This window comes from Herbaspirillum rhizosphaerae, from assembly GCF_001189965.1.
GTDB lineage: Bacteria > Pseudomonadota > Gammaproteobacteria > Burkholderiales > Burkholderiaceae_D > Herbaspirillum > Herbaspirillum rhizosphaerae.
In genome coordinates this window covers 39,170-57,571 of the sequence record NZ_LFLU01000004.1, presented here as the reverse complement: position 1 = coordinate 57,571, position 18,402 = coordinate 39,170, and the positions used below count along the sequence as shown (strand labels likewise).

The window sequence follows — 18,402 nt, the reverse complement described above, 5'->3', positions numbered from 1 at the left end:
CGTATCCGGGAGCATACCTGCGCATCAGCCTTTGATGCGGCTGATCGATAGCCGCAAGCCGACCAGCCCCAGCAATTTTTCCGCCGTGGCGATAGTGCCGCCGGAGCGGCCGCTTTCGATGTCGCGCAGCGTGCGTTCGGACAGACCGGTCACTTTGGCCATCTCCTTGATGGTCAGGCGCATGGTGGTGCGCAGGTGACGCGTAGCTTCGCCCAGATTCCATTCCGGATGGGCGAGCACTTCTTCGACGGCCTGTTTGCGCAGGTGTACCTGTTCTTGTATCGGGATCGGGTTAAAGCGTTTATCCATGATGTTGTCTCGCAGTTCGGTGCAATCGTTTAGCGCAATGCCTGCAGGCGTTTTGCGTGCGTGCGCAAATGCTGTTGCAGGTAGGCCAGCACGTCGTTTTCCAAACCGAAGTCGCCGCCATGATCGGCGACTTCCAGCAACGGTTCCGCCATGGCTTGCAAGGTCTCCAGCAGAGGCATGCGTGGCAACCCGGTTTGCTCCGCCACCATGTCGATGACGGCTTGCCAGTCCGGGCTGCCATTGTCGTGCTGCGACCAGCGTATGCGGCGCGAGATGCCGTCCGGATGCAGATACATCGGCGCAAAATCGAATAGCGGCGTCAGGCCGATATGCCCGGCAGCGTCGCGGGCAACGGCAGTATTGCGCGCGTGGTTGTCCTTGTTGGCCAGCGCGATGTTGGCGACGTCGCGGCGCAGGTATTCGCAGATCTCCGCCAGAGGATCCGAAGCCACTTGGCATAATTTCAGGCAAGCCTCATCGTGCGTCGGCACCTGGCCGAAGCGGGGTTTGTCGGTGAGTGTCGCCAGGCTTTCTTGCGCCAGGCGCAGCACTTTGCCGTTGTCGACACGGCGATCGAAGCGCGGAATGAACAGGGCGCGATCCTGCATCCGCAGCTTTGCGTGCACGCGCAGGCCCAGATGGCGGGCGATATCCATGTAAGGCGCTTCCTGCCGCAGGATTTGCGCCAGCCGCTCGTTGGATCCCCGGCCGAATTTGACGATGTAATGCTCTCGTGCACGTTCGTCGGGCAGTGCATGATCGAGATAAAGCAAACCGTCGTCAGCACGGGTGAGCAGGATCTTCGGCCATTCGCCCTGTACGCCGGATGAACCGGCGACGAACAGGCCGTGCTGTGCCAGATATTCGGTGAAGTCGTCGGCGCGTGTGGCGACGTCGTCATCGGTGAAGCCATGCAAGGGGCCGTCTTGCTGTTGCAGCCATTGCGCCGCTTCCTTGATGCGCAGATTGCCGATCGGATTGCCTGCGCCGGCGAGCAGCAGCGGCCAGTCGCCTGCCGCTTCGGTGGTTTCGGGCATGTCCAGCCGCCGCAGCAATTCTTGCCGGCCATAGCCCTGCGGCAGCATGTCGATCAGGAAGACCGGCCAATGCTGCAGGTCGAGGCCCGAGAATGACACGGGAAAGCCGCTGCAAAGCGCATGCGCATCGCGCCGGTTTGGCCAGGCGACGGCATATTCCAGGCCGTATCCGCTGGAGGTCGGCGCGAGCGTGCCAAGCGCGGCATCCCCCGTCAGGCTCACCGTGGCGGCTTCGGTCCATTGGTCGTCACTGAACAGTTCTATGGTGCAAAAATTTTGCATATGGGCAGAAAAACTGTATTAGTAAGTAAGTATTTACTGATTATAGTGATATTTTTCTGCCGTTATAGGAAATGTCGCCGTGAAGTGTTGTTGTTTGGCGCGAAGACGGTTTACGGCAGCGCTGCGCGCCTTTCCCAGCGGCGCATGCGCCGGACAGGCTATAATGCCGCTTTACGGAAAACCGGAGCAGCAGGCTCTGTGACTGCCGCTCAGGCAAACTCCGAAACCCGCGGCGCCCACGCCGCCAGCGCTCCCTATCATTGTGACTTACAGCATCAAAGAAATTTTCTATACCTTGCAAGGCGAGGGTACGCATGCCGGCCGCCCGGCGGTGTTTTGCCGTTTCAGCGGCTGCAACCTGTGGACCGGCCGCGAGGAAGATCGCAGCAAGGCGATCTGCCAGTTCTGCGATACCGATTTTGTCGGTACGGACGGCGAGGGCGGCGGCAAGTTCAAGACCAGCGATGCGCTCGCGCAGACCATCGACAATCTCTGGCCGGCGACGTATGCCGCCAGCAAATATGTGGTGTTCACCGGCGGCGAGCCTCTGCTGCAGCTGGACGAAGCGCTGATTACGAGCATGCATGCAGTCGGTTTCGAGATCGCGATTGAAACCAACGGCACGATCCCGGTTCCGCCGGGCGTCGACTGGATCTGCGTGAGCCCGAAGATGGGTTCCGAGCTGAAGGTGTTCAAGGGCAGCGAACTCAAGGTCGTCATTCCGCAGCAGGCGCAGGTGTTGTCCGATTATGAACAACTGGACTTTGAACACTTCCTGCTGCAACCGATGGATGGCCCCGACGCCGCGCGCAATACCAAGCTGGCGATCGAACTGGTGAAGAGCAATCCCAGGTGGAAGCTGAGCATCCAGACCCACAAGTTGCTGCAGATTCCCTGATTGCATCATTTGTCGCTGCACATTGGCTTACACTGCAAACGTATACCCGCTATAGCCGACGGCGGCGCCGTCGCGCCATGCGTTTGTTTACAATCTGACCCCGTTTTCAACATTACCGAGCGTTCATGCTGACCATTACACGTAAACTCGAATTCGATGCAGGCCACCGCATCCCCGACCACAAGAGCCAGTGCCGCAATCTGCACGGCCATCGCTATACGCTGGAGATCACGCTGGTGGGCAAGGTCATCGAAGTCGAAGGCAGCTCCGACAACGGCATGATCATGGATTTCTCCGACATCAAGACACTGGCCAAGCAGTATCTGGTCGATGTCTGGGACCACGCTTTCCTGGTGTATGAAAAAGACAAGCCGGTGCGCGACTTCCTGGCCAGCCTGCCGGATCACAAGACCGTCGTGATTGATCGTATTCCGACTGTGGAAAACCTGGCGCGCACCGCGTTCGATATCCTCAATGCTGCCTACAAAGACGCTTACGGCACGGGCTTGCATCTGCAAAAACTGGTGCTGCACGAGACGCCCAATTGCTGGGCCGAAGTGACGGCGGACTGAAGCATCGCTGACTGCATAACTGACCCCAGATCATGAGCGACGCCATCGAGCTACAGCACATGCAGCACATGCGCCTGGCTTTGTCGCAGGCGCAAAACGCCTGGGACCTGGGCGAGGTGCCGGTGGGCGCCGTGGTGGTGAAGGACGGTGAAGTCATCGCAACCGGTTTCAACCAGCCGATCGGCAAACACGATCCGACAGCGCATGCCGAGATCATGGCCCTGCGCGCCGCCGCCGAAAAACTCGGCAACTACCGTTTGCCCGGTTGCGAGTTGTACGTCACGCTGGAGCCGTGCATCATGTGTGCCGGAGCGATGATGCATGCGCGACTGGCGCGTGTCGTCTATGGCGCAGCCGATCCCAAGACCGGCGCCGGCGGTTCGGTGGTCAATCTGTTCGAACAGGAACAATTGAACCATCACACCGAGCTGGTCGGCGGCGTGATGGCCGATGCATGCGGGCAGTTGCTCAAGGATTTTTTTGCCGAACGACGCGAGCGCCTGAAACAGGAGCGACTGCAGCGCCAGGCCATCGCCCATGCGCAGCTAACCGATGAAGAACTCAATGACTGAATTAGTGACTGACGCTGTGACTGAATCCATGCTTCCTGCCGATATCCGCATCCCTCCCGGCACCTGTGTCGCCATCGTCGCGCCGGGCGGCTATGCGCCTGACGAAGCCGCAGTCGGCCGCGGCATCGCCTTGCTGGAAGCGCAGGGGTGCAAAGTCAAAAGCTACTACGATCATGCGGCGCGCCATCAGCGCTTCGGCGCTACCGACATCGGCCGCGCTGCACATATCCAGCAGGCGGCGGCGGATCCGGAAGTACAGATCGTCATGGCCTTGCGCGGCGCCTATGGCGTGTCGCGCATCCTGCCTGCGTTGAACTATCGCGCGCTGGCTGCCAGCGGCAAATTGTTCATCGGTTACAGCGACATCACCGCTTTGCATCTGGCCTTGCTGGCGCAGACCGGCGCGCCTGGGTTTGCCGGGCCGATGCTGTGCAGCGATTTCGGCACCGAGACGCCGAGCGCGATGACCATGAACAGTTTCTGGCGCACCATGACGCAGCCGACCCAGACCATCAAAGCCGTATCTGCCGGCAATCCGACGCTCAAGGCATCGGGCATGCTGTGGGGCGGCAATCTGGCGATGATCGTGCACTTGCTGGGGACGCCGTATTTCCCGCAGGTCGACGGCGGCATCCTGTTTATCGAAGACGTCAACGAACATCCTTACCGCGTCGAGCGCATGCTGCTGCAACTGGAACATGCCGGGGTGCTGGCGCGCCAGAAGGCGGTCTTGCTGGGGGATTTTTCCAATTACCGCTTGTCGGACTACGACAACGGCTACAACTTCGAGCAGATGCTGGCCTATGCGCGCCAGCACCTGTCGGCGCCGCTGGTGACCGGCCTGCCGTTCGGGCACATCCCCGATCGCGTGACGCTGCCGGTGGGCGGTCATGCCGAGCTGCAGGCGGATGAGGGCGGTTTCACGTTGACGCTCAGCGGTTATCCAACCGTGACGTCCGCGTTGTCGTCCGCATCTGCGCCGGCGAAATTTACTGAGGCTTGATTTCCACCTTGACGCCGTCGCTCAGGACCGTGATGGCGCCGGGTTCGAAACGTTTGCCGTTCATTTCCAACTGCTCCGGCTTGAAGGTGTAGATCGGGTAATCCTTGAGCACCTGTTCCGCAGCGGCATTGCCGATGGCGTTCAATTGCGGCGCGTATTGCGCCGGAACGCCGGCGATGTCGACTTTCTCCACCGCCGGCGCATCCAGTTTGACGGCGCGCGCGGCGGGATCGTACTTGAGCGCGCTGCTCATGGCCAGCGTGCCGGTCACGGGTTTGTTCATCAGCAGCTTGTTGTCGATCTGGGCGTCGACGGTGGTGATCAGACGATTGGTCTTTTCGTTCAGGCTCAGGCGCGGATTGCTCAGGTTGACGTCGAACATCTCCATATAGCGCAGCTTGCGCGGAAACTGGGTAGCGATGGCAGTCTGCAGGTCGGCGCGCGCGAAGGTGTATTCGCTGGTCCAGATGTTGTAGGCGGCCCGGCTGGCGCCGGCTGCGGCCAGTGCGCCGCAGGCCAGGGCGGCTGCGGCAAGAGCATGGCGCCAGCTTTTGGCCGGCGATCGTGTTGTCGTCATGATCATGGATTGTCCGTTTGTTGTTCATTTGTTACCGAAACTCTTAGAGCCCGGCTGCGCGCAAATAATTCAAAACCATTTCCGCGCGGCACGGCAGTGAGGCAGAGTCACGCGGGACTTGGCCCGCAATGGTAAAATCACGCGTTTACACCTGGCTTCAGGCAATTTCCATACGTAAAGGCTTTTTTCAGTGTTATCCACAGCAAACATCACCATGCAGTTCGGCCCGAAGCCGCTGTTTGAAAACATTTCCGTCAAGTTCGGCGACGGCAACCGCTACGGCCTGATCGGCGCCAACGGTTGCGGCAAGTCGACGTTCATGAAAATCCTCGGCGGCGATCTCGAGGCGTCAGCCGGCAATGTCAGCCTGGATACCAACGAGCGTCTGGGCAAGCTGCGCCAGGATCAATTTGCGTATGAAGAAATGCGCGTGCTGGATGTCGTGATGATGGGGCATACCGAGATGTGGGCCGCAATGGCCGAGCGCGATGCGATTTACGCCAATCCGGAAGCCACCGACGACGACTACATGAAGGCCGCCGACCTGGAAGCCAAGTTTGCCGAATACGACGGCTACACCGCCGAAGCGCGCGCCGGCGAGTTGTTGCTGGGTGTGGGCGTCGCGATCGAACAGCACCAGGGCCCGATGAGCAACGTCGCGCCGGGCTGGAAGCTGCGCGTCTTGCTGGCGCAGGCGCTGTTCTCGAACCCGGACATCCTGCTGCTCGACGAACCGACCAATAACCTCGACATTAACACCATCCGCTGGCTGGAAGACATGCTCAACGAGCGCAACTCCACCATGATCATCATTTCCCATGATCGCCACTTCCTGAACCAGGTCTGTACGCATATGGCCGACATGGACTACGGCACGCTGAAGGTCTATCCGGGCAACTACGACGAATACATGCTGGCGTCCTCGCAAGCGCGTGCGCAGCAATTGTCGGTCAACGCCAAGGCCAAGGAAAAAGTCGCCGAGCTGCAAGACTTCGTGCGCCGCTTCTCGGCCAACAAATCCAAGGCGCGCCAGGCCACATCGCGCGCCAAGCAGATCGACAAGATCAAGGTCGAAGACATCAAGCCGTCGAGCCGCGCCAATCCTTTCGTCCGTTTCGACGGCGAGAAGAAGCTGCATCGTCTGGCTGTGGAAACGCAAGGCATCAGCAAGACCTACGACCGTCCGATTTTCAAGAACTTCAGCATCATGGTTGAAGCCGGCGAGCGCATCGCCATCATCGGCGCCAACGGCGTCGGCAAGACCACGCTGTTGCGCAGCATCGGCGGCGACATCGCCGGCCTGCAACCGGACAGCGGCCTGGTCAAATGGGCGGAAAACGCCAACGTCGGCTACATGCCGCAGGATCCGACCGAAGAATTCGCCAAGGGCGAGACCCTGACCGACTGGATGGGCCAATGGACCCAGGAAGGCGACGACGATCAGGCGGTACGCTCGATTCTCGGCCGTCTGCTGTTCTCCGGCGATGACGTCAAGAAATCGGTCAATGTACTGTCCGGCGGTGAAAAGGGGCGCATGATGTACGGCAAGCTGATGCTGGGCCGCCATAACGTCCTGCTGATGGACGAACCGACCAACCATATGGATATGGAATCGATCGAGTCGCTCAACATCGCGCTTGATAAATATGCCGGCACACTGATCTTCGTGTCGCACGACCGTGAATTCGTTTCGTCGCTGGCGACGCGCGTTCTGGAAGTGAAGGAAAACGAGATCGTCGACTTCCAGGGCAGCTACGAAGACTATCTGGCCAGCCAGGGCATTCAGTAAATCTTTTCAGGCGCTTCGGCGCCACACAAAAGCCATGCAAGCAACCGCAATGAAGGTCGTCGAATTTGAACGGCCGCAGATGGAGACAGGCAGCAGCTGCACCGCCAACGCGTGGGCCAAGGTTCCGGCCACGCCGACGGCAGATGAACGCCAGGCACTGAAGGCGCGCATCAGGCAATTGCTGAAGGAAAAGAACGCGGTGCTGGTGGCCCATTACTACGTGGATGGAGACCTGCAAGACCTCGCCGAAGAAACCGGCGGCTGCGTCTCCGATTCGCTGGAAATGGCGCGCTTCGGCCGCAGTCACGCGGCGCAGACGCTGGTGGTTGCCGGCGTGCGCTTCATGGGCGAAACCGCCAAGATCCTGAGCCCCGAAAAACGCATCCTCATGCCCGATCTCGACGCGACATGCTCGCTCGATCTGGGCTGTCCGACCGACGAGTTCACCGCATTTTGCGATGCCAACCCGGACCGCACCGTGGTGGTCTACGCCAACACCAGCGCCGCCGTCAAAGCGCGCGCCGACTGGATGGTGACATCGTCGATCGGTCTCGACATCGTCAAGCACCTGCATGAGCAGGGCAAGAAAATCCTGTGGGCGCCCGACAAGCATCTGGGCGGTTATATCCAGAAACAAACCGGCGCCGACATGCTGCTGTGGCAGGGCTCCTGCCTGGTGCACGACGAGTTCAAGGGCGTCGAGCTGGAGCTGCTGCGCAAGGAATATCCCAAGGCGCTGATCCTGGTTCATCCGGAGTCGCCCGAAGCCGTCGTCGCGCAAGCCGACGTGATTGGCTCGACCTCGCAACTGATCGCTGCCGTGCAGTCTTCGGATGCGAAGGAATTCATCGTCGCCACCGACAACGGCATCCTGCACAAGATGCGCATGGCCGCGCCGGGCAAGATGTTCATCGATGCGCCGACCGCCGGCAACAGCGCCACCTGCAAGAGCTGCGCGCATTGCCCCTGGATGGCCATGAACGGTTTGCAAAACCTGTTGCAGGTATTGGAAACCGGCAGCAACGAAATCCACGTCGATCCCGTTATCGGCAAGAAGGCCGTGGTATGCATCGACCGCATGCTGGACTTTGCGGCGCAGAAGAAAGCCAATGTGCGCGCCACCGGCGCATTGGAAAACGAACAAAAACTGTTTGCAGGAATCGGCCCAGCATGAGTCTCACCGTCAGCAGCACCAGCAACCTGCGCAATCCGTTTGCGCCTTTCGATCCGGCCTTGTCGGCGGCGTTCGACGCCAACGTCAATCTGGCCATCGCCGAAGATGTCGGCAACGGCGATCACACCGGCAAGCTGGTGCCGGAGAACGAACACGTCAAGGCGCGCGTCATCGTGCGCGAGCAAGCCGTGCTGTGCGGTGCACCCTGGTTTGAAGCCGTCATGGCGCGCCTGGATCCGCGTCTGCGCGTCGAGTGGAAGTTCGGCGAAGGCGATCTCATGCAAGCCAACGATGAAGTCTGCCGCATCGAAGGTCCGGCACGCGCCTTGCTCACGGCAGAACGCGGCGCCTTGAATTTCCTGCAACTCTTGTCCGGCGTGTCGACCGCGACGCGCCGTTATGTCGACCTGATCCGCGACACCCGTGCACGCATCCTCGATACCCGCAAAACCTTGCCGGGCTTGCGCCTGGCGCAGAAGTACGCGGTGCGCGTGGGCGGCGGCATGAACCAGCGCCTGGCGCTGTACGACGGCATCCTGATCAAGGAAAACCACATCGCCGCAGCCGGCGGCATCACGGCGGCAGTCACTGCCGCCATCAAGCTCAACGCAGGTGTCACCATCCAGGTCGAAGTGGAAAGCATCGACGAACTGGGCGAAGCCCTGGCTGCCGGCGCGACCTCCATCCTGCTGGACAACTTCACGCTGGACATGATGCGCGAAGCCGTCATGATCACGGCGCGCCGCGCCGTACTGGAAGCATCGGGCGGCATCAACATGGAAACCGTGCGTGCGATTGCCGAGACCGGCGTGGACCGCATCTCCGTCGGCAGTCTTACCAAGGACATCCAGGCGATCGACTATTCGCTGCGCATCACCGGCTGAGCGAGTGGGCGATCTTGCCCGTTTTCTTCGGAAAGCCGCATAGATCTCGCACCTCGCTGTTTTTAAAGAACGACCTGCATCGCCGTCGAGGCCTGCGGGTTGTTTTTTTCCGGCATCCGGAATGCTCCGGTCGCCTGCTAAAATGCCGCATCCGCTTGCCCGGGAACGTCCCGGCGGGCAACAGCATGCCGCGTCTCCGGGGAACCCATCGTGAAATCAAACAATCTCGTCGCACCTTTGTTGTGGGCTGCACTGTACTTCGTGTTCGGCTATGTGTCGCATGCATTGAACGGCTCTTTCGTCGCGACGGGATACATCTGGCTGCCGGCCGGGATCACGGTCAGCGCCTTGCTGCTGACGCCGACGGCGCGCTGGTTTCCGCTGCTGGTGCTGTTGTTCGCGGCGCAGATTCTGCTGGGCTGGCTGGAGCATCGCGAACTCTGGCGCATGGCCTTGTTCTGCCTCGACGAAATCGGCGTTGCCGCGGTCGCGGTGTGGCTGGTCAGGCGCGCGCCTTTCCCGATGGAGGGCTTGTACTTCGTTCGCGGCCTGCTGATGGTCGGCGTCGGCGCCAGCGTGGTCAGCGGGATCTTCGGCGCGGCCTGGTTCGTGACGACGCAAGGAACGCCGTTCTGGCCGACCCTGCGTGTCTGGGCGATGTCCGATCTGGTCGGCATGCTGATCATGACGCCGGTGCTGGCGAGCTGGTCGCAGTTCCGCGCGACGCGTTCTGGCGGTATTGCACGAACCGAATTTCTGCTGGGACTGGCGGCCTTCATCGCGGTGATTGCAACTGCTTACATCGCCTTCGACAGCGATCTTGACCGCATCATCTTCGATATCGATTTTTCCTCGACCTATCTGCCGTTGTTCTTCATCGCGCTGGTCGCCCTGCTGTGGGGCGGTCGCGGCGGCGCCTTGTCGGTGGCGGTATTGTCGCTGATGGCCTTTGTCTACAATTCGCTGGGGCGCGGGCCTTTCGTCGAACTGGTCCGACTGAATTCCAGCAATGCCTTGCTCGAATTGCAGGTCTACCTGGCGGTGGCTTCGCTGCTGTCGTTGCTGATAAGCGCCCTGAAGACCACGCGCGAACAGTTGCATGAAGAGGTGGCGCGCTGGAAGAATGAGGTCGAACTGGCGCTGACGGTGAGCCGCCAACTGGTCTATAGCATCAACCCCGAAAAGAAAACCATCGCCTGGAGCGGCGACGCGCAGAGCCTGCTGGGCCTGTCGCCGGAGCAGCTCTCGACACTGGATGACGCGCTCAGGCTGGTGCACCCGCTGGATCAGCATCGCCTGCGCCAGCGCTGGCTGGAAGATCAACACAGCGACGGCGATGATGGCGACGATGTGCGGGAAGACATGCCGTTCCGCCTGTTGCTGGCCGATGGACGCATCGTCGGGGCGACCGACATGAGCCGCAGCCTGCGCGATCCGGACGGCAGTCTGGTCATGGTCGCGGGCGCCTGGCATTTCGATGCAGCCGATCTCGCACAGGGCCGGAGTGCAAAATGACTGCCAAGGTTGGCGTGATGCTGATTCACGGGCTGGGCGGCACGCAATACGATCTGGGATCGATGCACAGGATCCTGCAAAAAGCTGGCGCCGATACCCATGCCGTGACCTTGCCCGGACACGGCACCAGGCCTGAGGACCTCATCCCGATCCGCGCCGAGCAATGGATGGATATGGTCGTTGCGCAGTACCGCGAATTGCAGCCTCAGTACGAGCAATTGCATGTCATGGGCATGTGCATGGGCGCGTTGCTGGCGCTGGCGGTGTGCGAGCGCGTCGGTCACACGGCGCAGCAGGGCAAGCTGGTCACGCTGGCGCCGCCTATCTATATCGACGGCTGGTCGACGCCCTGGTATGCCGGCCTGCGGCCCTTGTTCTACCTGATTCCCGGCGTTGCTTCGCGCATGAAGGTGGAAGAGGGCGAACCGTTCGGCATCAAGAACACGCTGGTGCGCGCCGTGGTGAAAGCCAAGTTCGAGCGCGGCGACAATTTCCATTATCGCTGGGTGCCGATGGCCTGCATTCGTCAGGTCGACCGTTTGCGGAAATGGGTGAGCGCCGGCGCAAAGAACATCAAGGCGCCGACGCTGATCGTGCATGCACGCGAAGATGAACTGACCAGCCTGCGCTCGGCGGAATATCTGCAGGCGACGATACCCGATGCCCGCACCGTGGTGCTGGAAAACAGCTACCACATGATCTGCGTCGACAACGACCGCGATCAGGTCGCCAACAGCGTGCTGGCGTTTTTCGGTTTTCCCCCGATGCCGGAGCGCAAGCGCATGCGTGGTGCAGTCGCGGAAGAAAAAAACGACGACGCGTAATTCGGGCGTCGCCTCAGCTTCCGCTCAGAACACGCGGCCCAGTTGCAGATACAAATTCCACACGCCTTGCTGGCCGAGCGCGGCCCCGAAATAGACCGGGCCGACAGGGCTGTTCCCTCCCAGGAAAAGGCTCAGGCTTTTCTTGTACGGGCCGTCGCCGAAAGCGTCGCGCGTCTGCCAGACATTGCCGGCTTCCAGGCTGGTGCCCAGCACCGGGTTGCGCAGACCGAGCAGGCTGTAGTCGGTCAGGTCGCGCAGATAAGTCAGGCGGCTGTACAGCAGATAATTGCCGTAGAACTGGTCCGAGGCATACGCCGACAGGCGTTGAAATCCCCCGAGGAAAAATCCTGGCCCCGCATTGTTGCTGGACAGGGTGCTGGCGGCTTCCACAGCGACGTTAAACGTGTTGCGGTCCCGGCTGAAGGCCCATAGCGTCTTGAGTTGCGCGTCGCTGTAGCGATTGTCTACATTGCCGAAACCGCGATTGACTTCCGAATAGATGTAGTAGCCCTTGCGCGGGAACAGCGGGTCGTCGAGCTGGTCGATCGTCAGGCGTGCACGCGCCACCGGCTGGCTGGACTGGCTGGCATTGAACAGCGATCCGAAGCTGTCCAGAGAGACGTTATAGGTCGGCGTGTACTTGGTGTGCTGATAGCTGACGCCCAGCCGCAGGTCTCCCAGGCGGTCCAGCGGCATGCCGAGGTCGACGCCGGCAATAGCAGTATCGATGCGATATTGGGTGATGGGCGACGCCTTGGCGTCGCTGCCGTCCGGATAAACATCGACATAACGGCGGCCGATATCGACATAGGGCGAAACGTACAGGCCCGAAGCGCCGAAGACCGGCTGGCGCAACTCGCTGTGCAGGCTCGCGCGCTTGTTGCCCAGGACAAGGTCGTTGCGCCACTCCAGTCCACTTTGATTCATCCAGGGATAGCGATGGCCGATTTGCAGGTTGACGCTGCCGCGACCGTCGAAGGTGTTGGAGATGCCCAGGCCGAACAGCAGATATTGCGGACCCCAGGATTTTTCTTCGGCGTCGATCAGCAAGACGTTCTTACCGTCCTTGCTTACCATTTCCTGCGTCAATGCATTGAAGTCGCCGTTGGTCGAGAGTTGCGATAACTGCTGGTTGATCTGGTCGGCGTCGTAGACGTCGCCTTCCTTGACGCTCAGGCGGTTGCGCACGTAGGCGGCCGGAATGCGGCCGGTGGTCTTGATTTCAATGGTGTCGACGCGCGTGCCTTTGGCCAGCGCCATGTCGGTGTGGCGCGTCGCCAGATAGGCTTGCCATTGTTCCGGCGGCAGCGACAGTTCGGTCAGCCGCCGGCTTTGCGCCTGGGCGGCATCCCAGCCGGCATTGACGCCGTCCCGGCCGCGCGCAAAATCGGTGAAGGACATGCCGGTCAGTTCAGGTTCGATCAGGATGTCGTTTTTGCCGAGCAATGCTTTCTGCGATTTGACGTTTTGCTGGATCAGGATGCCGACCATCTGTTGCGCCACGGCCGTCGGCGATTGCAGGTTGGCTGGATCCTGCAGCGGCGTGGCGATGTTGACGGCGATGATGATGTCGGCGCCCATGTCGCGCGCCTCCTGCACCGGCAGGTTGCTGACCAGGCCGCCGTCGACCAGCGTGCGGCCGTCGATCTGATACGGCGCAAAGAGTCCCGGGACGGCCATGCTGGCCCGCATCGCGCGCGGCAGCGAGCCGTGGTCGAGAATCACGGCGGTGCCCCTGCCGAGGTCGGTGGCGACGGCGCGGAATGGAATCGGCAGGCGGTCGAAGGAAATATTGCCGGGTAATTGCGCGGTCCAGTTTTGCAGCAGCGTCAGGAGGTTGTTGCCTTGCACGAGACCGGGCGCCAGCTTCAGCTTGCCGTCGTCGTAACCCACGGCAACCGATATCGGATACTGGAAATCATCCTCGCGTTGCGACTGCGGCAGTTTGGCGCGTTCGTTGCGGTCGAAGGCGATGTCGCTGAGGTTGGTTTGCGCCAGGCGGTGTTCCAGTTCTTCCGCCGAGATGCCGCTGGCGTAAAGGCCGCCGACCAGCGCGCCCATGCTGGTGGCGGCAATGTAATCCACCGGGATGTGCAGCTTTTCCAGATATTGCAGTACGCCCAGATGGGCATAGCCGCGCGCGCCGCCACCGGACAGCACCAGGCCGATCCGTGGGCGCGGCTTGGCGGCGGGTTCCTTGATGGCGGTGTCGATGTTCTCGGCAGACATGGCCGATTGTATGAGCAAGGCAGCCAGTGCGACTCCCGCGACAAGGCGGGGCAGGGTGAGGAAGGGCGTGCGTATCACGATGGGAGGGAAGAATGGCGATGCTGCAATGGTAAATCGCGCCATGCGGTATCGGCAACGTGATAAGCAGGGAAAATATGAAAAGCAGAAAACTTGCAGGGTGAATGCTCCATGCGCGAGTCGGATCGTCTCGCCGTCTTCACGTGCCAGGAGCCGGCAACCGGTTCCGGCTTGATCGTACAGCAGGAATTTTACTGGTAGTAGCCGCCGACCGGCGGTGCGGCCAGCATGGTTTTCACTTCGTCGATGCTGGCTTGCGAGACATGCTGCAAGGAGTCGTGATGGGCTTCGATGGTGTCCCAGATTTCTATGATGACCATGCGCGACGGGATGGTCTGGTCTTGCAGCAATTGGCAGGACTGGCAACCGGACGATGTGCGGATGGTCGGCAGCAGCGCCAGCAGGAATTTTTTCAATTCATCGACATGATCGTCGAGCGCCCGGAATGTATTGATACGCGTGATGCTCATCATCTCCTCCTTCTGCGAGTCTGGTTGGTGCGGCTGCCGCTGCTTTTTCTGCCAGTTCTTTCCTATTATTATCCCGAACCCCGGGCCGCTGCATTTATTTTTGCGGCGACAACACCGTCGGCAAGGCCTTCGCCAGCGTGTCCGGATAGTCCAGGCTGTAATGCAGGCCGCGGCTTTCCTTGCGCGCCAGCGCGCTGTTGACGATCAGTGACGCCACCTCCACCAGATTGCGCAGTTCGAGCAGGTCGCGCGTGATGCGGAAGTTGGCGTAGTACTCGTCGATCTCTTCGCGCAGCAGGCGGATGCGATGCTGTGCGCGTTCCAGGCGCTTGTTGGTGCGCACGATGCTGACGTAATTCCACATGAAGCGGCGCAACTCGTCCCAGTTGTGCGAGATCACGACCTCTTCGTCGGCGTTGGTGACGCGGCTTTCGTCCCAGGCCGGCAAGGCCAGTTCAGGCGCGGCAGCCTGTTGCTCGATGTAGTGCGCAGCGGCGCGTCCCAGCACCAGGCATTCCAGCAGCGAATTGCTGGCCAGGCGGTTGGCGCCGTGCAGGCCGGTGTAGGCAGTCTCGCCGACGGCGTACAGGCCGGGCAGATCGGTGCGGCCCGACATGTCGGTGACGACGCCGCCGCAGGTGTAATGCGCGGCCGGCACGACCGGGATCGGCTGTCTGGTGATGTCGATGCCGAACTCCAGGCAGCGCGCCTGGATGGTCGGGAAATGTTCCTTGATGAATTCCGGCGGCTGATGGCTGATGTCGAGGTCGACGTGATCGAGGCCGCGTTTCTTCATTTCAAAGTCGATGCTGCGGGCGACGATGTCGCGCGGCGCGAGTTCGGCGCGCGCGTCGTGCTCAGGCATGAACCGGGTGCCCGCAGCTGCACCGGCGCCGGCCGGCAGCTTCAGCAGGGCGCCTTCGCCGCGCAGCGCTTCGCTGATCAGGAAGGACTTGGCGTAAGGGTGATACAGGCAGGTCGGGTGGAACTGGATGAATTCCATGTTGGCCACACGGCAGCCGGCGCGCGACGCCATCGCAATGCCGTCGCCGGTGGCGGAATCCGGATTGGAGGTATAGAGATACACCTTGCCCGCGCCGCCGGTGGCCAGCACGGTGTGATCGGCGGCGATGGTGACGACCTTGCCCTGCCTGATGTCTTGTACATAGACGCCGACGCAGCGCGGCGTGCCTTTGGCGGCGGGATCGAGTTTCTTCGTCGTGATGACGTCGATGGCGCAGTGATGCTCCAGCAGCGTGATGTTGGGATGGGCGCGCACGCGTTGCTCCAGCGTGACCTGCACCGCATGGCCGGTGGCGTCGGCGGCGTGGATGATGCGGCGCTGGCTGTGGCCGCCTTCACGCGTCAGGTGATAGCCCAGCTCGGCGCTGTCGTCGCGGGTGAAAGGCACGCCTTGTTCGATCAGCCATTCGATCGCTGCGCGGCCGTGCTCGACGATGAAACGGGTCGAGGCTTCGTCGCACAGCCCGGCGCCGGCGATCAGCGTGTCGTCGATGTGCTGTTCATGGCTGTCGCCCGAATCGAGCACCGCAGCGATGCCGCCTTGCGCCCAGTTGCTGGCGCCGTCGAGCAGTTCGCCCTTGGAGATCACGACTACGTTTTTCTTTTCGGCAAGATGCAGGGCAACCGACAAACCGGCAAGTCCGCTGCCGATGATGGCGACATCGAATTTCATGGGAGCTGAGGAAGATGTTGAAAGGAATGCACGATTATAGCCGCCAATCAGTTGCGGATCGTGGTCGGCAATCGCACAGGTCGATGTCAGCGGGGAAGCAGGGGGAACAGCAGGAGGGATGCATCGCCGCGCGAGCGCGCAGCGATGCCGATACGGCGGATTAGCTGGTCTTGACCGGCTTGACCTTGGCGGCAGCCTGCTTGGCGCGGATGCGTGCATCGTTGACGGTGTCCGCAGCAGCCAGCGCCACGCCCATGCGGCGGCGCTCAAACGATTCAGGCTTGCCGAACAGGCGAATGTCCGCGCCGGGGATGCGCAGCGCATCGGCCACGCCTTCAAAGGCGATGGCCTTGGCGTCGTGCTGGCCGTAGATCACCGCAGAGGCGCCCGGCGTGCGCAGCGCGACGTTGACCGGCAGGCCGAGGATGGCCTTGGCGTGCAGTTCGAATTCGCTCTGGATCTGGCTGACCATGGTGACCATGCCGGTGTCGTGCGGACGCGGGCTGACTTCGGAGAACCAGACCATCTCGCCCTTGACGAACAACTCCACGCCGAACAGGCCTAGCCCGCCAAGGTTTTCGGTGACTTTGCGAGCGATGTCGCGCGCCTTGTCCAGCGCGGTCGGGTGCATGGGATGCGGTTGCCACGATTCGACATAGTCGCCCTTGACCTGCACATGGCCGATCGGTTCGCAGAAGCTGGTGATGGTGTCGCCGTTTTCGTTGAGCGAGCGCACGGTCAACAGGGTGATCTCATAATCGAAGTCGATGAAGCCTTCAACGATCACGCGACCGGAGTCGACACGGCCGCCGGCGGCCGCGTAGTTCCATGCCGCTTCGACTTCGGCGGCGCTGTCGATCTTCGACTGGCCCTTGCCGGAGGACGACATGACCGGCTTGATCACGCACGGGAAACCGATCTGTTCGGTGGCGGCTTTCAATTCTTCGAGGCTGTCGGCAAAGCGGTAAGGCGAAGTCGCCAGGCTCAGCGTTTCACCGGCCAGACGGCGGATGCCTTCGCGGTTCATGGTCAGCCAGGCGGCGCGGGCGGTCGGGATGACGCGCGCCTTACCGGCTTTTTCGAGTTCGACCAGGGTTTCGGTAGCGATGGCTTCGATTTCCGGCACGACCAGATCAGGCTGTTCCTTTTCGATCAGCGCCGCCAGCGCTGCACCGTCGGTCATGTTGATGACATGCGCGCGATGCGCGACCTGATGGCCTGGCGCATCGGCGTAGCGGTCCACGGCAATCACTTCCACCCCCAGGCGTTGCAGGGCAATGATCACTTCTTTGCCAAGCTCGCCGGAGCCGAGCAGCATGACTTTGGTGGCGGAAGGGGAAAGCGGAGTGCCGAGGCGGACAGGTGTCTTCATGGAGGTCAATGCAGATAGGAAAGTCGAGGAATCGCGCGACGATACCAAATCTTGGGGGTTTTGGACAGCCAAAAGTGGTGATGCTGGGAGTGATTTTGGCTCGCCTGATGTTTTGTATGTTTCAGATTTATCAACTTTTTACGTCGGTGCTTGAATGAGGCTGCGGCAGAAGAAATCTGAAAAGTGACAGGTATCACTTGCCATCACGGTCAACGGACGTCTGTTTCTGGTTCAATCGATGTCCTTGTCAGATCGGAGTAAATGTTCTCCGTCAACAAAACATCTGATAGGACTCGCATCGGCTAGCCAATTGTCACGCCTGTTTTCCAATTCCAGTTCTTAAAAATTTGTATTAAGTAGAAGGAATTAATGCGGTGACTGACCCGCAGCCATATCTCGTTTTGGTCGGGCTAGTTGCGATTTCTTTTTCTATTGTTATTTCCAAAAAAGTACAGCAAATCCACTGCGACGGTGCACAGCCGGGCAAGAAATATTTTGCTATGCGTGGCGATATGTTTGGGATTTTCTACGGCTTTATGACGCTGGCTGAAAATCATTTGAAAGATGACTCAATATGAATCTTCGCGATAAAAATCAATGGTACGTAGCTTGCCTAACGCTTCTGCCGATGTTGCTGGTCAATCCATTGTTTGAATGGGGAGGACTTCCCGGTCCGTTCTTCGGTTCGGCCGATGGAAGTGGCTTCGGCAGAATTTTCATATTTCTTGCCTCCAGCTGGGGAATCCGGGATGCCCTGAACGGGATGCTTGAGATCAGTGTTGGAAAGCTGTTTCCCTCGTTGATTTATAAAACACCTCCCGTTGAGATGTGACGTGAATATGAAAACTGTGTCGGTGAAGAAAAAACTTCTGGAAAACCGGCGTTGGTTCCAGGTCACCATTGCTCTGACTGGCTATAGCGTGGCTGCCGCAATGGGTTACATGGTGTTTCGACATCTTGCCTCATCTACCGAAGCAATCGGGGGCATGCTGGTGCTGCTGTCGACATGGGCGGGTTTGGGACTGTGCAGTTTGTTGACGATATTCGTTCCGTTGTTGCTGGTGAAGCTTTGGCCTCAGCTGGATGATTGATGGATGGCAAGCGATATTGACGATGGAAGA

At 60.5% G+C, this 18,402-nt stretch carries 20 protein-coding genes; 13 read left to right on the top strand and 7 right to left on the bottom strand.

Annotated features, from left to right (window positions below; genetic code table 11):
- Window positions 1-24: 24 nt before the first annotated feature.
- Both AKL25_RS07585 and AKL25_RS07580 read right to left on the bottom strand, forming a co-directional pair.
- Window positions 25-309 (bottom strand): helix-turn-helix domain-containing protein, encoded by a 285-nt coding sequence (locus AKL25_RS07585; protein WP_050477051.1) that lies wholly within the window; start codon window positions 307-309, stop codon window positions 25-27.
- A gap of 29 nt (window positions 310-338) precedes the next feature.
- Complete coding sequence (locus AKL25_RS07580; RefSeq protein ID WP_050477050.1) at window positions 339-1,628, bottom strand: type II toxin-antitoxin system HipA family toxin; 1,290 nt, start codon at window positions 1,626-1,628, stop codon at window positions 339-341.
- Window positions 1,629-1,890: 262 nt separating this feature from the next.
- Here AKL25_RS07580 and queE point away from each other — a divergent pair, with 262 nt between their 5' ends.
- From queE to ldcA, 4 genes are all read left to right on the top strand, one after another.
- Window positions 1,891-2,526, top strand: a complete 636-nt coding sequence (gene queE, locus AKL25_RS07575) for a 7-carboxy-7-deazaguanine synthase (protein ID WP_050477049.1) — start codon at window positions 1,891-1,893, stop codon at window positions 2,524-2,526.
- Between the two features lie 125 nt (window positions 2,527-2,651).
- Entirely contained in the window at window positions 2,652-3,098 is a 447-nt protein-coding gene (gene queD / locus AKL25_RS07570; protein ID WP_050477048.1) for a 6-carboxytetrahydropterin synthase QueD, read from the top strand.
- 32 nt (window positions 3,099-3,130) lie between these two features.
- On the top strand, window positions 3,131-3,670 hold the full coding sequence (gene tadA / locus AKL25_RS07565; RefSeq protein ID WP_050477047.1) for a tRNA adenosine(34) deaminase TadA: 540 nt from the start codon (window positions 3,131-3,133) through the stop codon (window positions 3,668-3,670).
- Window positions 3,663-4,673, top strand: coding sequence for a muramoyltetrapeptide carboxypeptidase (gene ldcA, locus AKL25_RS07560; RefSeq protein ID WP_240475677.1), 1,011 nt, complete (start codon window positions 3,663-3,665; stop codon window positions 4,671-4,673). Before tadA ends, ldcA begins: the two co-directional genes overlap by 8 nt.
- Here the strand turns inward: ldcA and AKL25_RS07555 are convergent.
- Window positions 4,660-5,256 (bottom strand): DUF1439 domain-containing protein, encoded by a 597-nt coding sequence (locus AKL25_RS07555; RefSeq protein WP_050477045.1) that lies wholly within the window; start codon window positions 5,254-5,256, stop codon window positions 4,660-4,662. The two genes, ldcA and AKL25_RS07555, sit on opposite strands and share 14 nt — an antisense overlap.
- A gap of 184 nt (window positions 5,257-5,440) precedes the next feature.
- Here AKL25_RS07555 and AKL25_RS07550 point away from each other — a divergent pair, with 184 nt between their 5' ends.
- The 5 genes from AKL25_RS07550 (at window position 5,441) to AKL25_RS07530 (ending at window position 11,436) form a co-directional block, all read left to right on the top strand.
- Window positions 5,441-7,039, top strand: coding sequence for an ABC-F family ATPase (locus AKL25_RS07550; RefSeq protein ID WP_083444610.1), 1,599 nt, complete (start codon window positions 5,441-5,443; stop codon window positions 7,037-7,039).
- A gap of 34 nt (window positions 7,040-7,073) precedes the next feature.
- Complete coding sequence (gene nadA / locus AKL25_RS07545; RefSeq protein WP_205627224.1) at window positions 7,074-8,213, top strand: quinolinate synthase NadA; 1,140 nt, start codon at window positions 7,074-7,076, stop codon at window positions 8,211-8,213.
- Window positions 8,210-9,097 (top strand): carboxylating nicotinate-nucleotide diphosphorylase, encoded by an 888-nt coding sequence (nadC, locus tag AKL25_RS07540; protein WP_050477042.1) that lies wholly within the window; start codon window positions 8,210-8,212, stop codon window positions 9,095-9,097. Before nadA ends, nadC begins: the two co-directional genes overlap by 4 nt.
- A gap of 210 nt (window positions 9,098-9,307) precedes the next feature.
- The gene (locus tag AKL25_RS07535; protein WP_240475676.1) at window positions 9,308-10,612 is read left to right on the top strand and encodes an MASE1 domain-containing protein; all 1,305 of its coding nucleotides are present in this window, start codon (window positions 9,308-9,310) and stop codon (window positions 10,610-10,612) included.
- On the top strand, window positions 10,609-11,436 hold the full coding sequence (locus AKL25_RS07530) for an alpha/beta hydrolase (RefSeq protein ID WP_050477040.1): 828 nt from the start codon (window positions 10,609-10,611) through the stop codon (window positions 11,434-11,436). Before AKL25_RS07535 ends, AKL25_RS07530 begins: the two co-directional genes overlap by 4 nt.
- Before the next feature lie 24 nt (window positions 11,437-11,460).
- On the opposite strand, the gene AKL25_RS07525 is transcribed toward AKL25_RS07530, so the two are convergent.
- The 4 genes from AKL25_RS07525 to purT form a co-directional block, all read right to left on the bottom strand.
- Complete coding sequence (locus AKL25_RS07525) at window positions 11,461-13,788, bottom strand: patatin-like phospholipase family protein (RefSeq protein WP_420840704.1); 2,328 nt, start codon at window positions 13,786-13,788, stop codon at window positions 11,461-11,463.
- A gap of 146 nt (window positions 13,789-13,934) precedes the next feature.
- Window positions 13,935-14,213 (bottom strand): putative quinol monooxygenase, encoded by a 279-nt coding sequence (locus AKL25_RS07520; protein ID WP_050477038.1) that lies wholly within the window; start codon window positions 14,211-14,213, stop codon window positions 13,935-13,937.
- Between the two features lie 94 nt (window positions 14,214-14,307).
- Window positions 14,308-15,909, bottom strand: coding sequence for an L-aspartate oxidase (nadB, locus tag AKL25_RS07515; protein WP_050477037.1), 1,602 nt, complete (start codon window positions 15,907-15,909; stop codon window positions 14,308-14,310).
- A 160-nt stretch (window positions 15,910-16,069) separates the two neighbouring features.
- Window positions 16,070-17,281, bottom strand: a complete 1,212-nt coding sequence (gene purT, locus AKL25_RS07510; protein ID WP_050477036.1) for a formate-dependent phosphoribosylglycinamide formyltransferase — start codon at window positions 17,279-17,281, stop codon at window positions 16,070-16,072.
- Here purT and AKL25_RS24140 point away from each other — a divergent pair.
- The 4 genes from AKL25_RS24140 to AKL25_RS07495 all read left to right on the top strand — a co-directional run bounded on the left by AKL25_RS24140 (window position 17,280) and on the right by AKL25_RS07495 (window position 18,372).
- Window positions 17,280-17,435 (top strand): hypothetical protein, encoded by a 156-nt coding sequence (locus tag AKL25_RS24140; RefSeq protein ID WP_157050538.1) that lies wholly within the window; start codon window positions 17,280-17,282, stop codon window positions 17,433-17,435. The genes purT and AKL25_RS24140 overlap by 2 nt on opposite strands.
- A gap of 220 nt (window positions 17,436-17,655) precedes the next feature.
- Window positions 17,656-17,859 (top strand): hypothetical protein, encoded by a 204-nt coding sequence (locus tag AKL25_RS07505; protein WP_050477035.1) that lies wholly within the window; start codon window positions 17,656-17,658, stop codon window positions 17,857-17,859.
- Window positions 17,856-18,113 carry a hypothetical protein gene (locus tag AKL25_RS07500; protein WP_050477034.1) on the top strand — a complete coding sequence of 86 codons (258 nt, stop codon included), beginning with the start codon at window positions 17,856-17,858 and terminating at the stop codon, window positions 18,111-18,113. Before AKL25_RS07505 ends, AKL25_RS07500 begins: the two co-directional genes overlap by 4 nt.
- A gap of 1 nt (window position 18,114) precedes the next feature.
- On the top strand, window positions 18,115-18,372 hold the full coding sequence (locus AKL25_RS07495; RefSeq protein WP_050477033.1) for a hypothetical protein: 258 nt from the start codon (window positions 18,115-18,117) through the stop codon (window positions 18,370-18,372).
- The last annotated feature ends 30 nt before the right edge of the window (window positions 18,373-18,402 follow it).

Coding starts and splice junctions, on each gene's coding strand:
- tadA (WP_050477047.1), top strand. CDS start 3,131: ATGAGCGACGCCATCGAGCTACAGCACATGCAGCACATGCGCCTGGCT.
- queD (WP_050477048.1), top strand. CDS start 2,652: ATGCTGACCATTACACGTAAACTCGAATTCGATGCAGGCCACCGCATC.
- nadA (WP_205627224.1), top strand. CDS start 7,074: ATGCAAGCAACCGCAATGAAGGTCGTCGAATTTGAACGGCCGCAGATG.
- purT (WP_050477036.1), bottom strand. CDS start 17,281: ATGAAGACACCTGTCCGCCTCGGCACTCCGCTTTCCCCTTCCGCCACC.
- AKL25_RS07520 (WP_050477038.1), bottom strand. CDS start 14,213: ATGAGCATCACGCGTATCAATACATTCCGGGCGCTCGACGATCATGTC.
- AKL25_RS07555 (WP_050477045.1), bottom strand. CDS start 5,256: ATGATCATGACGACAACACGATCGCCGGCCAAAAGCTGGCGCCATGCT.
- AKL25_RS07580 (WP_050477050.1), bottom strand. CDS start 1,628: ATGCAAAATTTTTGCACCATAGAACTGTTCAGTGACGACCAATGGACC.
- AKL25_RS07525 (WP_420840704.1), bottom strand. CDS start 13,788: ATGGCGCGATTTACCATTGCAGCATCGCCATTCTTCCCTCCCATCGTG.
- AKL25_RS24140 (WP_157050538.1), top strand. CDS start 17,280: ATGGAGGTCAATGCAGATAGGAAAGTCGAGGAATCGCGCGACGATACC.
- AKL25_RS07500 (WP_050477034.1), top strand. CDS start 17,856: ATGAATCTTCGCGATAAAAATCAATGGTACGTAGCTTGCCTAACGCTT.
- ldcA (WP_240475677.1), top strand. CDS start 3,663: ATGACTGAATTAGTGACTGACGCTGTGACTGAATCCATGCTTCCTGCC.
- AKL25_RS07530 (WP_050477040.1), top strand. CDS start 10,609: ATGACTGCCAAGGTTGGCGTGATGCTGATTCACGGGCTGGGCGGCACG.
- AKL25_RS07585 (WP_050477051.1), bottom strand. CDS start 309: ATGGATAAACGCTTTAACCCGATCCCGATACAAGAACAGGTACACCTG.
- nadC (WP_050477042.1), top strand. CDS start 8,210: ATGAGTCTCACCGTCAGCAGCACCAGCAACCTGCGCAATCCGTTTGCG.
- nadB (WP_050477037.1), bottom strand. CDS start 15,909: ATGAAATTCGATGTCGCCATCATCGGCAGCGGACTTGCCGGTTTGTCG.